Origin of the sequence: Dinghuibacter sp. (assembly GCF_035492835.1) — a bacterium.
GTDB lineage: Bacteria > Bacteroidota > Bacteroidia > Chitinophagales > Chitinophagaceae > Dinghuibacter.
In genome coordinates this window covers 14449-28203 of record NZ_DATJIY010000073.1, presented here as the reverse complement: position 1 = coordinate 28203, position 13755 = coordinate 14449, and the positions used below count along the sequence as shown (strand labels likewise).

Annotated in this window: 11 protein-coding genes; 4 read left to right on the top strand and 7 right to left on the bottom strand. The window is 58.5% G+C overall.

Going from position 1 to position 13755, the window contains the following annotated elements:
• Positions 1-17: 17 nt before the first annotated feature.
• Genes VL547_RS07400 through VL547_RS07390 form a run of 3 tightly spaced genes read right to left on the bottom strand, consistent with a single transcriptional unit; the run spans position 18 to position 2291 of the window.
• Positions 18-302, bottom strand: a complete 285-nt coding sequence (locus VL547_RS07400; RefSeq protein WP_325576828.1) for a hypothetical protein — start codon at positions 300-302, stop codon at positions 18-20.
• Between the two features lie 41 nt (positions 303-343).
• Positions 344-1840, bottom strand: coding sequence for a hypothetical protein (locus VL547_RS07395; RefSeq protein ID WP_325576826.1), 1497 nt, complete (start codon positions 1838-1840; stop codon positions 344-346).
• Positions 1841-1856: 16 nt separating this feature from the next.
• Entirely contained in the window at positions 1857-2291 is a 435-nt protein-coding gene (locus VL547_RS07390) for a hypothetical protein (protein WP_325576824.1), read from the bottom strand.
• Between the two features lie 64 nt (positions 2292-2355).
• Between VL547_RS07390 and VL547_RS07385 the strand changes: the two genes are divergently transcribed.
• A complete protein-coding gene (locus tag VL547_RS07385) occupies positions 2356-3060 on the top strand; it encodes a hypothetical protein (RefSeq protein WP_325576822.1) in 705 nt (234 codons plus the stop codon).
• Here the strand turns inward: VL547_RS07385 and VL547_RS07380 are convergent.
• From VL547_RS07380 to VL547_RS07370, 3 genes are read right to left on the bottom strand one after another with little or no spacing between them, the layout of a single operon-like run.
• Entirely contained in the window at positions 2977-4206 is a 1230-nt protein-coding gene (locus VL547_RS07380) for a serpin family protein (RefSeq protein WP_325576820.1), read from the bottom strand. The genes VL547_RS07385 and VL547_RS07380 overlap by 84 nt on opposite strands.
• A gap of 46 nt (positions 4207-4252) precedes the next feature.
• On the bottom strand, positions 4253-4930 hold the full coding sequence (locus tag VL547_RS07375) for a LytTR family DNA-binding domain-containing protein (protein WP_325576818.1): 678 nt from the start codon (positions 4928-4930) through the stop codon (positions 4253-4255).
• On the bottom strand, positions 4927-5970 hold the full coding sequence (locus VL547_RS07370; protein WP_325576816.1) for a sensor histidine kinase: 1044 nt from the start codon (positions 5968-5970) through the stop codon (positions 4927-4929). Before VL547_RS07370 ends, VL547_RS07375 begins: the two co-directional genes overlap by 4 nt.
• A 101-nt stretch (positions 5971-6071) precedes the next feature.
• Here VL547_RS07370 and VL547_RS07365 point away from each other — a divergent pair, with 101 nt between their 5' ends.
• Positions 6072-7109 carry a DUF4932 domain-containing protein gene (locus VL547_RS07365; RefSeq protein ID WP_325576814.1) on the top strand — a complete coding sequence of 346 codons (1038 nt, stop codon included), beginning with the start codon at positions 6072-6074 and terminating at the stop codon, positions 7107-7109.
• Between the two features lie 22 nt (positions 7110-7131).
• Positions 7132-7638, top strand: a complete 507-nt coding sequence (locus tag VL547_RS07360) for a hypothetical protein (RefSeq protein WP_325576812.1) — start codon at positions 7132-7134, stop codon at positions 7636-7638.
• A gap of 138 nt (positions 7639-7776) precedes the next feature.
• Here VL547_RS07360 and VL547_RS07355 read toward each other — a convergent pair whose 3' ends face one another.
• Positions 7777-10497, bottom strand: a complete 2721-nt coding sequence (locus VL547_RS07355) for a DUF5686 family protein (protein ID WP_325576810.1) — start codon at positions 10495-10497, stop codon at positions 7777-7779.
• A gap of 93 nt (positions 10498-10590) precedes the next feature.
• Here VL547_RS07355 and VL547_RS07350 point away from each other — a divergent pair, with 93 nt between their 5' ends.
• Positions 10591-13752, top strand: a complete 3162-nt coding sequence (locus tag VL547_RS07350; protein WP_325576808.1) for a CusA/CzcA family heavy metal efflux RND transporter — start codon at positions 10591-10593, stop codon at positions 13750-13752.
• The last annotated feature ends 3 nt before the right edge of the window (positions 13753-13755 follow it).

The window sequence follows — 13755 nt, the reverse complement described above, 5'->3', positions numbered from 1 at the left end:
TAGGCTCGCAACGCGGTTTACTCCTCATCCTCCTCCAAATCCTCCGCATTGACATCATCCAAGTCAAGCTCCTCATCCTCCTGCTCATCGATCACGTCCTCTTCGTCCGCGGGCTCCTCGCCCTCGATGGTATCGTAGAGGTCTTCGTCCCCGGTGATGTTCTCGTCATCGTCTTCCGGGTCCTCGTCATTGCGGGGATCGCGGGGGCCTTCCATATCGTAGATGTCGCCGGTGGTGGGGTCCTCGGAGGGGAGACGGTCGACGCGGGTACCATTGCTGTAAATGTCGTTACGTTGTGTCATAGAATGGGTATTTATAACCCTGCCACAAACACCATACCGGGTCATTGGTCCCCGGTAATATATACCGCCCCGTCGGTGAACTGCCGGACCAGCTTCATTTGCTTGTGCGTCAGTACGTCCTGGAGCGACAATATGGCGTCATTCGTCCCATCGTCGAACCAGACAAGGTATTGGCGGCCCCCCGCGTAATATTGGGCGATCGGACCGGGGAAGGCTTTTTGGGGCAACAGCTGGCAGGAAAACCCGCCAAAGAAATATACGCCCTCCGGGGAGTTGGAATACAGCGTATAACCGGGTAAGAACGGGGACGGTCCCTCCAGGTATTTGACCAGGGGCGAGTCATCCCAATCGTCTTCGGTGTACCCGCCTATCCCCCCTTCGGCCACATCGGCATACCATTGATAATCGGCGAGGCATTGGCTGGACAATACCAATAACAAAACCGCCACCGCCGCGATCCGCCAGGCCACCCGGCGGGACAGCCACCCCAACGGAAACGCCAGGCTGAATACCAGCGGTATATATAACGGTGACAGAAGCCGGCTGTTGATCTCCTCGTACCGCGAGATCGTCGCGGACAACACCATGAACACCGAATACAGCAGCGAAAAAGCCAGACCGATCCGGATAAACGTAGGGTAATCTCCCTTCAACCGCGGTAGCCCGCGGGTCACCAGCAGGACCAGGACCAGCAGGATGACCAGCCCCACGATCAGACCCAGCAGATAGCGGGAATTGCCAAACAGGAACCAACCGGAAAAGGTGTCCCCATAATAGGAGATATTCCGGAGCAGGGGGGTGATGCCTTTTTGACGAGCACCGGTCAGCGTACCCGTGGCCGCGACATTCTGCCAGAGGTTCCACGCCAGCAACACCGACGAAACGACCCCGTATAACAAAACATGCCCGAAACGTCGAAATGACCACCGCCCCCGTTCGAACAACAACAACAGCCCCCCCGTCGCCACCAGCGTCACCCCCGCATACCGCATCGTACAAGACAACCCCGCCACAAAAGCCGCCAGCACCAGTGTACCCAGGCTATGCCGGTAAAGGTATCGCCGGAACGTGATCATAAACAACACTACCAGGACGATAAACACCGCTTCCGACCAAAGCATGATATAGACCTCGATCAGCGCCGGGCTCAGCACGATGCACACCAGGAGCAGGGGTTTGTACCAACGGTTGGGAAAACCCATCCGGTCCGCCATGTATCCGCAGAGCCCGATCAGCAAGGCAAAAAGCGCAGGGTCGAGGTACTGCAGGATGTCCAGCGGGTCCGCATGGGTGAGCCGCATCAACAGCGCCAGCAGCATCGGGTACCCGGCGGGGAAGTCCACCAGCGGATGGCTCGTATAGTCGATCAGCCGCCCCGATTGCACCAGGTTGTGCGCGGCGCTGACATAGGCGATGGAATCGGGGGAGACCCCCACGCCGCTTCGGTGTATGAACCAATAGCTGATGATAAAACCGGCGGCGGCGGGCAACACAGTAAAAGACCTCCGCAAGAGGCTGATCCGGGCTAAACCTTCCATCTTGCGAATGTACCAATTAGTTGAACCGCGCCGCGCTCAAAAAGAAAACCCCCGCGAGCAGCCCCAGCTGTACCACATGGAACCACCGGATCCGCGAACGCAAAACGACCGGCGAAGTGACCTTGTCCAGGCGGTTGAGCAGCCTGATACCGAGGATACCGTTGACGACGATCAGCACCACCAGGACCATCTTGATCCGGAACCAAAGCTGCTCGCCAAAGACGCCGTTGACCAGCGCCATCATACCGACCCCGGCCAGGATGAGGACGATTGCACCGACGCGCATAAATACGGGGAAAGACGCCATGACCTGGCGCGTCAGCAATGCCTGCGCGGGGTCGCGGTCCCAAAGCCGCCAGAATTGACGGAAGGCCAGCGCATCGGCCAGCGTGATCCCCGCGAAGAGCGTGAAGCCGACGATGTGGAGCGTGAGTAAGATGGAGTAGAGCATGGGTCAAATTTATACATCAATTTCGAAATAAAACATTTATTTTTACTACGAAAACGAAGCAAATATGCCCAATAAAACCGTCGATTTAGTCAACCTCTGGGCCGCCTTCGAGGCGAAATACCCGGACGGCAGTATCGAGGACTTCTGTCGCTATACGCTGATAAAAGAAAGGGAAAGCCGTCAGCGCGGCGACATGATGGGCGGCGTCATCCCCGCGCATCCGGACGCGGTCCTGCTCAAGCTGATCGGCCGGATACATAAGCTGAACGCGGCCTATGGCGTGGCGGCGCTGGAAGGGACCGGGTTGCACCAGCTGGAGGAGATGGGCATGCTGCTCACCATCCTCCAGCTGAAGAACCCGAGAAAAACCGAAGTCATCTACGCCAACCTCATGGAGCTCTCCAGCGGCACCGACATGCTCAACCGGCTCAGACAACGCGGATTCCTGAGCGAAACCGCGGACCGGCAGGACAAGCGCTCCAAGCGGCTGAAGCTGACTCCCGCGGGCATGGCCGCGATCGAACGCGCCACCGGCCGGCTCGGCAGGATGGCGCATATGATGATGATCGATACGCCCGAAGAAGACCAGCACCTGTGCGTGCAGCTGCTCCGGAACATGGAAATAAAGCTGGCCGCGCGTTGGACGCAGGACAAGACAAAATCCTTTGACGAGGTCTACAAGGAGCTAGTTCCCGCCGGTGTCCAGGGGGTCGTTAAGGATGCCAACGAACAGGATCGCGCCGCTCGTCGTTTCCCGGATCGTAAATAGAAAGGCGTGGTTGATGCTCAGCACCGGGGGACCGCCCGCCGAGGTGGTCGTTACGCCTACCACCGTTACCGCCGCGGCTTTGCTGCCGGTTTCGTCCACCTCGATGGCCGTCTTGTGGATCACGCGCGATATGGCGGCGGCGTCCGGCGCCAGGTCCGAGAGGTTGGCGCTGTCGCTAAAGGCGATGCCCATGCCCATTTGCGTAAGCGCCGGTTGCATGTTATCGATCCCATAGTCGAACTTGAAACGGGGCAGCGTTACGTCGACCCCTCCCGTATCGAGGTGTGAAGTCCACCAGGCGATCTGCGCGGGCGTCACCTCCCGGAGGAAGGTGCGGATGTCCCGGCCCACCGGCATGGCTATATCCATGACAAAGTGCTTACCCCCATACGGCAGCTCCACCACCAGCGCCGTATCGCCGTAGAGGTACTTCACCGAAACCGATTTGCCATAGGTCATGGTCGGCGCCGACTCGACCACGCCGTTCCCGGTGGTAAAGGAGCCGTCTTTGGTCAACCCCGGGTCGAAGCCGGAGCTCCATTGTCCCTTGAAATAAATGGCGTTGATCAGAAAGAGCGCCTCACTCGATTGGATCGATTTCAGTACCTGTGGTATCATCTGGTGCGTCGCATTCGAGACCCAGTCGTTGATGGTCGTCACCGCGGACCCGTCCGCGAAGTTCAACGACTGCGCCGTGGCCGAATAGCTTGTCTGGACGGTTTGCAGGAAGGCGGGGAGCGGTGTCATCACGGGGGCATACCAGATCGAATTGGCGGTCGTCATCGTCACCTGTGCGTCCTCTACCGGGAATTGCCGGATCAACGCCTTGGCGGTAGCATTGAGGTCATCCACCCCCAGACCGCCCAACCGGAGGGCCGCGCCGATCGAATCCCGGGTGGACCCCGCCGCCCCGTTGTCCGTCATCCCCAGCGCCATATAGATGCTGTACGGCGAGATCATCTTATTTTTCAACGCCGTGTCCTGGGCGTTCACCGCCTGGAACACGTCAAACGTAAACTGGTTTTCCGCGGCCATCACCCCGGCCCCCGAAGCGGGGAGCACGACGGTTTTGGCGTTATCGGGGCTGTTCGGGGCGCCTTTGTGGCAGGCCGTGCAGATCAGGAATAGAAAAACGATTCGTTTCATGCCTAGCATTTTCGTGCTTGACAATGTCCTCCGGAACAACGTTGCATCACGTCCCCAGCAACTTAAATAGCGCTTCGCGGTAGCTGTCGCCGATCGGGATCACTGCTTCGCCGATATATATCCTGCTTTTCTCTATGGTCTCGATTTTAGACAGCGCCACCACAAACGACTTATGCACCCGCACAAACCGCCCCGCGGGGAGCCGCTCCTCCATCGACTTGATATTCATCAGGCTCATGATCCGGCCGGCGGCCGTCTCTATAGACACGTAGTTTTGCCGCGCTTCTATATACAGGATGTCGTCGAGCGGGACGCGCTGGATACGGTGCTCCGTCTTGACAAAAAGCGAATCGTGCAGGGGCTCGCCGGCGGCCACGCGCGACCGCGCCTTTTCCACCGCCTGGTAAAAACGCTCAAAGGGGATCGGTTTCAGCAGATAATCCACTACGTCGAGCGCGTACCCCTCGAGCGCATAGTCGGCGTACGCCGTCGTAAAGATAACCGGCACGCGGCCGCCTGTCATGCGTGCCAGCTCCAGGCCGCCGAGCGACGGCATCTGTATATCGAGGAAGGCCAGGTCGACCGGGTGGGTCCGCAGGAATTCCAGCGCTTCGAGCGGATCTTCCGTCCGGAGCGCCACCGTCAGATAGGGCACCCGCGCGGCATAGGCTTCCAGGATGTCGAGCGAAAGGGGTTTGTCGTCCACGAGGATACATCGGATCATGCGTGTAGTTTAAGGTCCAGTACGCAATCGAACTCCCCGGGGCTTTCCTTTACTTCGAAGGAGTGCCTCCCCGGGTACAACAACTCGAGCCTGCGGCGCACGTTGCTCAGCCCGATCCCGCCGGTCCCGTCTTTTTGCTGCGGCCTGACCGCGTTGACCGCGTGGAGCCGGAAGCAACCGCCGGCCGCCTCCACGTGCAGACGCGCCGGTCGTAGAGGATCGTCGATCACGCCATGCTTGACGATATTTTCCGCGAACGGGATCAACAGCAAAGGCGCAATCTGAAACATATGAGCGTCCCCTTCCACCCGGAAGTCGATAAAGGTCCGTTGTTTGGAGCCGATCCGCTGGAGGTCCAGGTAGTCCTGCAGGTACGTCAGCTCCTTTTCCAGGCTCACCTTTTCCCTGCCGTCCTCGTAGAGCATATAACGCAGCAGCCCGGACAGCTTCAGGAGGGCTTCGGGCGCCTCGTCGCTTTTCTGGTAGACCAGCGCATAGATGTCGTTGATCGTGTTGAACAAAAAATGCGGGTTGACCTGTGACTTCAACAAGGACAGCTCCGCCCGGGTGCGCTCCTGGCTGACCCGCCCCGCCCGCACGACGAAATACGCCACGAGCCCGAACAGCACATAGTCGAAGGAAAACAAAATACAGTTCTGCACGTACCACCACACGCCGACCCGCCGGCCGAAATAATTATCCCAATGGAGCCAGGGGCCGAGGATGACGAATTCGACCAGGGCGCGTGCCAGGACCATGCCGGCACAAGCGCCGGCGAGCGTTAGCAGCGCCCGGACATACCGCGGTCGCGGGAACAGCGCCGGTCCGACCCACCCATAGGCGATATAAAACCCGGTCATCGACACCAGCTGAAAACCGATCGCCATCGCCATGGCGCACGTCAGCGCGCTGTGCCCCGACAGTCGCACCCATGCCTCTTCATAGACGTTACGGTGCTCCAGGAAGTCCCGCACGGCGCTGACAGCTATCAGCGTCCAGATCAGCCCATGCAGGGCGGGGAAGAGCCATCTTTTGTACATGCCGCTAAAGTACGGTGAAAGGCAGAACGATACATACCCGAAAAACCGGGTTTTGTCAATTAACCGCGCCCGAACGGGCCATCGCGCCGTTTCTTCAGCCTGTGAAATACCTCGTCCTGTTCCTGTTCTTATCGACCGGCGCCAGCGCCCAGCAAAACCTCACCATCCAGGTCAACGAAGGCACCGAGCTCATGAGCGTCATCCAGTTCCTGGGTGGCCAGCTCCCCACCCAGCTGTCCCCCTATAAGGAGGACGTAAAACGCTATTTCGTCGGCCATCGGAACGACCCGGCGGTCCTCATGGTCTTCAACTTCAGATTCCAGGTATACTACGACCTCGTCGAGTGCGGGCTTGCCTTTGACAACTTCCCCGACATCCGGGCGCACCATATCCCGGACAGCAGCTTTTGGGTCAAATACATCGGCCGGGATACCCTCGACCGTTACCTCCGGCTCTGTATGCAATTCTACAAAGACACCCACTTCCACGACTTCTTCGTGGCGCATAAGCCCATGTACGATCAATGGGCCCGGGGCCTGCGCGACAGCATAGCCGGACCCCTCCGCATCTTCGATAGCCTCATCAATACCCGGCACGACCACCATTGGCTGGTCTGTCCCGACCCGATGAACGGATGGGGCGCCCATACCATCGTCGCCAAACGCGTCAATCCCGCCTACCAGCAATACTTTATCTACCAGGTAGGCTATCAGGGCGACACCGATGAAAAAGGCCGGATGGTCTTTGGCGCCGACATCTACGACTGGGCCTGGCACGAAGGCACCCACGCCTTCACCGACTCCATACTGGAGCAGTATAAAACGGCCATCGACTCCCTGGCCTACCTCATGCCCACCAGTCCCGCGCTGGGTCAGCAAAACGTCGATACCTGGCAACACTATTTCAACGAGCTGTTGCCCCGCGCCGTCTCGGCCGCTCTTCACCGCCAGTTCCGCAGCGACGCCGCCTACCGGAAAGTTATCAGGAACGAGACCCGCAACGGCTTCATCCACGTCACCGCGGTCTCCGACGCGATCTATGACAACTTCGTCCACACCCGCCGCGTCACCACATTCGAAGCACTCCTACCTTATATCTTCGCCGCCCTCCGCTCGTATAAACCTGCGCCGGCCGGCTAGCGGTTTTTACTAACTTGACGGTATGAAACCGCTATACCTCGCGCTCCTGCTAGCCCCGCAGCTGGCAACCGCCCAAAAAATCACCACGTTCACCGACCCTTCGACCCAAACCCGTTGGTTGATGACCGACGTCGCCAACCTGGACCCTATGCTGGTCATAGCCGACCAGGGTATCTGCCGGGTCAACTTCCGGGTAGCCGGCGACCAGGTCAACCTCTACCTGCAGGGAAGGGGAGCCGCCATCGGCCCCCGCGATTTTATTGCCTTTTGCATGGACAAGGATACCGTCGTCGTTCATTCCACCGGCGCCCAGCCCGGCGGAACGATACCCAGCGCCGAAAATATCAGCCCGCTGCCCGTGCACGAATACGCGATGACCGCCGATGACCTCCGCCGGATGGCCCGCGGCGGCGACCTGAACCAGGTGCTGGTCAGCGACTTCCTGGGCATGCAGACGGTAAGGATCTCCGGCCACCACGACCGGCTGTCCGCCTACGCCACGGCTTTACTACAGGCGATGGGGAATTAGCGGATGCTAATATAAAATGAGCGCCGCGAGCCGCGTACACGAAATTATCATCAGCCGGATCGATGGCGACGGCAGGTTGCGCATCCCAGTACATTCCCAGGCCACATTGCAGCCGGTTTGCGCCGAATTGTTGAAATACTAGAAATCGAACTTCACCCGCGCCCGTATCCCCCAGGACGCGATACCCGGGTGGTCCAGGTAGGTCAGACGTTTGACGATGTCGACGCGCACCAGCTTGAAGATGTTGGTCACCCCCGCGCTCACCTCGATATAGGGGCCATTGTTGAGGGTATACGTCGACGTTACCCCGTTGGTCGTCGGGTACTTCATCTGGTCGGGCGTCAGCGCGGGGTTGTTCTCCGGCCGCACGCCCCCGTACACGATCTTGCCCGCGATCACCTCCCGCAGCTTGAGCCATTTCAAGAGGGGTATCTTGTTAAAGAAAAACCCGTTGAAATAGTGATCGATGTCGATTCCCGCGTAATGGTCCGCGACGAATTCCTGGAAGTTCATGAGGTTGTACTGGTCGATGTAATAGGCATACGACTGGTTCGCCGTCAGGATCGTCAGCAGCGGGAAGGGCAGCTTGCCGCCGGTCCAGCCCGCGTCGAAGGTCACGTCCGAATAGCCTATCGGCGACATATAGACACGCTTGTATATGTTCAGGTGGAGCGCGTCGTAGTTGTATTGTCCGTCCATCAGCCCCTTGAAGCCGTGCGCGTACCGGAGCGTAAAGATCGGGTATTTGTTGGCCACGGGTACGCGGCCGACCTTGCCCTGGTAGTATTCCTCGTGGGGCGCCCACCGCAACGTCAGGTTGAGCTCGGACGTCGACACCGTCTGGACCGAATCGTATTCGTTCGGGTTGAATTCGTACACATACGCGATCGAGCCGCCCGGGTGTTGCTGCCAATATCGGAAACCCAGGTCGTATGACAGGTGATTTTCGAATTCGTGCATGTAGTCGACCTTGAAGATGTCGTTGTAGAGCCACTTGGTGTTGTCTCCCCGCTTCAGGGAAGAGTAGCTGCTTTCTTCACTGAATCCGTCCATCTGGCCCGGGGTGCGGGTGTCCCGCTGGAAGCTCGCCGTGACATAGTTGAGCGGGAATTTATAGATCGACTTGTTGTTGATGGAATAGGTGCCTCCGAAATAATATTTCCATTTATCGTCCTTCGTACCGTACGCCACATAGGACTCGAAATAATACCGGGTACTGAGACGCGTGGTGCTCCGGCCCCCGAAACGCGGTTTGAAGCCTTCGACCGGGTTGTAGGTGTAGAACGTCGCGAAGGGGCCGATCTCGAAGGGCCCCGCCTTCTTATAGCCCGCCACGAGCAACGTGGCGTAGTCCATGATCCTTTTGTACGACTTCATCCCAGTCAGGCTGTCGATGTTGCCATAGGCGCGCGCTTCCGCTCCCGTCAGGGGAACGGTGCGCGCAGCCGCCCACTGGCTGTCGCTCAGGATCGCCGCCCCGGTAGGTATGGAGGTTCCCCCTCCCAGGTCGCTCACCCGGGCCGAACCTTCCCGCTCCGCACGTGTACCCGCGATGGCGCCGGTCCCCGGTTTTATCGCCGCGCCCGGGGCCTGGACCACCACAGCGGGTCCCTTGAACACCGAGTCGGGCAACGACGACGCCGACTTATAATTCGAGTAGGAAAACGCCCTTTCCCCAAAAGCGCCGATCCCGTTGGATGTAAGCCCGAAATCCGCGATCATGTCCGAAGAAGTCAGGAAATACCGCTGTGAGCTGTCCCGGGAAAATCCCAACGTCGCCCGGAAACCCCGGACGAAGTTGAGGTTGACGTGCTTGCTAACCTCCAGGGTGGCCTTTTTGACCGCATAGTGTCCGTCCAGGGTGACGTACAGCGTCCCCTTGAACAACAGGTCGTCCGGGTTGCGCGGCAGGAACGCCAACCGCACGAGGCGTATGCCATCCTCGGTTACCGTATCCTGTATGAAATACATGTAAAAAGTCGGCGCCGCCCCTGCCACCGGGCTCAGGAACTGGGTGGTAAAGAGTGAAATGTTGTTGTCGTAGATATTGATCGGCTCGTACATCCGGGTGAGGATGTTGCTAATCCCCTTCATGTCGATGTACTCGCCGAAGTTGATGCTTTTCTGGCCGACGATGATCGTCTTTTTCTTTTCCGGGGACTTCCGGAAATAATTATCGGACAATGTCTCCGAAAGATAAATCGGGATGAGCTTTTTGCCGGGATACTTGACCGTGTCCACGTTTTCGAACAAAAAGTGGAATTGCTTCAACAGTTTCGAATTCTGTATGAACTTGGGGATGTTGTCCATGGATACCTGCATCCGCTCGTATTCGCGGTAGCTGGCGTAGGGGTAGGACTTGACCTGGTTCGAGTCCTTGTGGTCGATGACCTCCCGGATGAGCTCCACGGCGGGATTGCCCTTGTTACGGTATTTGCTCTTTTTGAACTTGACCACGATCTCTCCCATGCTCTTGTAGGAGGTACCCAGCAAAATGGTCACGTGCTGTTCCGGCGAGCCCGTCAGCTTATACACATGATCCGCATAACCGAGGGAGGAAAAGGCCAGCGACCGCGCGCCGGCGTCGACGACCAGGCTGAACTGCCCGCTGGAATCGGTGAGCGTACCCTTTACGCCCTTGACCACCTTGACGCTGACATTGGATAGGGGGGCTTTGGAGGCGGAGTCCAGCACGAGCCCGGAAACTACCCGGACCTGGCCACTGACCTGCAGGCATCCAAAAACGATCAGGCACGTAGCTATTATATGAATAATAGTCTTGATATATACCATGTTGGTCGGTCTCCTATAGCGACGTATGCGCAGGTTGACATATACACCTGCCCGAGGGCCGGCCATTCGGGTGCAAGATAGGAGCCCCCGTTAGATTCTACAAAAGCAGTTCCATAAACTTTTGGTAAATTGTCGGCGCATCAACCGAGAACGTCCGACATGAACAAAGTCCTAAAGCGAATTCTTGCCTTTTCCTTAAAAAACAAGTATTTCATCTTCTTCGCCACCGCCGCCCTGGTCACCTGGGGGATCATCACTTTCCAGGCGATGCCGATCGAGGCGTTTCCGGACGTTACCAATACCGAGATCACCATCATCACCCAATGGCCCGGCCGGAGCGCCGAGGAGGTCGAGAAATTCGTGACCATTCCCCTGGAAATCACGATGAACTCGGTCCAGCAAAAGACCAGTCTCCGCTCCACCAGTATCTTCGGTCTCTCGATGGTGAAGCTCATCTTCGACGACGGCGTGCCCGACAGCTACGCCCGTCAACAGGTCAATAACCTCCTCCCCAACGTCACCTTCCCCGACAATATCCAGCCCCAGGTGCAACCGCCCACCGGCCCGACGGGGGAAATTTTCCGGTATACGCTCCAAAGCAATATCCGGGACCCCCGTGAGCTCAAGACCTTGCAGGACTGGACGATCGACCGGGAAATACGCGCCGTGCCCGGCGTGGCGGACATCGTCAGCTTCGGGGGCATGGTAAAGACTTATGAAATCCAGGTAAACCCCCAGAAGCTCGCAACCCTCGGCATTACCCCGCTGGACGTCTCCAACGCCGTCAGCAAGAGCAACGTCAACATCGGCGGCGACGTCATCAACGAAAACGCGCAAGCCTACGTCGTACGAGGCATCGGATTGCTGAACGACATCAACGAGATCCGGAATATCATCATCGAAAATATCAACGGGATACCCATTACGGTCAAGGACGTCGCCGATGTCCAGATATCCAACCTGCCGCGCCTGGGCGCGGTGGGCCGTACCGACCCGGCGGACAGCGCCCACCACCAGCAATACCTGGACAACACGGACGCGGTGGAAGGGATCGTCCTGATGCGTAAAGGGGAGAACCCCGACGCCGTCATCAAGCGGCTCAAGGCCCGGATCGAGCACATCAACGACCGCGTCCTCCCCGCCGACACCCGCATCATCCCGTTCTACAACCGCGAAGACCTGATCCACTACGCGACCCACACCGTGCTCCACAACCTCGTCGAGGGCATCCTCCTGGTGACCCTCATCGTGTCGTTGTTCATGTTCAACTGGAGGACCACGCTGATCGTGTCGATCATCATACCGCTGTCGCTGCTGTTTTCCTTTATCTGTCTGCACCTGATGGGGATGTCGGCCAACCTGCTCTCGCTGGGCGCGATCGACTTCGGGATCATCATCGACGGCGCCGTGGTCATGGTGGAGGGGCTGTTCGTGCTCCTCGACCACAAGGCCCGGGAAATGGGCTTCGAGAAGTTCAACAAATTGTCCAAGCTGGGCATGATCAAAAACAAGGGCGCGGAGCTGGGCAAGATGATCTTTTTCTCCAAGATCATCATCATTACCGCCTTGCTGCCGATCTTCTCGTTTGAGAAGGTGGAGGGCAAAATGTTTTCGCCCCTGGCCTATACGCTGGGCTTCGCCCTTATGGGGGCGTTGATCTTTACGCTCACGCTGGTGCCGGTGCTGGTCAGCGTGCTGCTGCGCAAAAACGTACGCGAGCGGCACAACCCGATCACCCATTTCATGCAGAGCATGGTCATGCGCGGATTCCGGTTTCACATGCGGAACAAGCGCTTCTCGCTGATTGCCGCCGGCGTCGCCGTCGTTGCCGGATTCTATTCTTATACCCTCCTCGGCTCGGAGTTCCTCCCGGAGCTGAACGAAGGCGCCATCTGGATGCGCGCCACGCTGCCCTACAGCATCTCCCTGGATACGTCCGTGGAGATTGCCCAGCGCATGCGCAAGGTCGTGGCCTCCTTCCCGCAGGTGAGTAAGGTAATCTCCCAAACCGGCCGTCCGGACGACGGCACCGACGTGACCGGTTTTTACAACAACGAATTCGACATCTCCCTCTATCCAATGGAAGAGTGGAACCCCAGGATATCCAAGGATTCGCTCATCACCGCCATGACCAAGGCCCTTTCCATTTTCCCGGGCGCGGACCTGAACTTTTCGCAACCAATCATGGATAACGTCGAAGAAGCCGTATCCGGCGTAAAGGGGTCGATCTGCGTCAAGATCTTCGGCGACTCGCTGGACTACATGGAAGCCAAAGCCGACAGCGTCAACGCGGTCCTGAAAACCGTCGCGGGCCTGGAAGACCTGGGCGTCATCCGGAACATCGGTCAGCCGGAGCTGGACATCGACCTCGATCAGCAAAAGATGGCGCTCTATGGCGTATCTACCCAGGACGCCAACGCCGTCATCGAAATGGCCATCGGTGGTAAAGCGGTCTCCGAAATGGTCGAGGGTATCCGGAAGTTCGACATCCGGATTCGCTTCCCGCAGGAATACCGCAGCTCCCAAACCGACATCGGCAACCTCATGGTGCCGACCCAGAGCGGTTCGAAGGTGCCCATCCGCGAAATCGCCACCATCTCCCGTAAGACTGGGCCCTGCCTCATCTTCCGGGATGACAACCAGCGATATGCCGCTATCAAGTTCTCGGTCCGAGGCCGGGACATGGGGAGCGCCATCGCCGAAGCCCAGGGCAAGGTCGACCAGCGCGTCCACCTCAAAAGAGGCTACAGCATGGTCTGGCAGGGTGACTTCGAGAACCAGCAGCGCGCTTCCAAACGGCTCGCCCAGGTTGTCCCCATCAGCCTGGCGCTGATCTTCCTGTTGCTGTACCTGATGTTTGGCAACTTCAAGGACGCCGGCCTAATCTTCCTGAACGTCCCCTTCGCCGTCGTGGGCGGCATATGGGCGCTCCTGATCACCGGCACTAACTTCAGCATCAGCGCGGGCATCGGCTTCATCGCCCTGTTCGGGATATGTATCCTGGAAGGCGTCTTGCTTATATCCGCGTTCAAGGCCAACCTTGAAAAAGCAAAAGGGGCGCAAAGCCCCTTGTACGCCTCGATCAAGCGCGGCATCGGCACGCTCGCGCGCCCGGTCCTGATGACGGCCCTCATGGCCACCATCGGCCTGCTACCCGCGGCGATATCCACCGGTATCGGCTCCGAAAGCTCGCGCCCGCTTGCCCGTGTCGTCATCGGTGGCTTGATCTGCGCGACGATCTTTTCGCTGATGATTTTCCCGATCATCTTCTTCCGGGCGTACCGGAAAGTCGATACCAAGCATGCCGAGATAACGGAGTAGCGG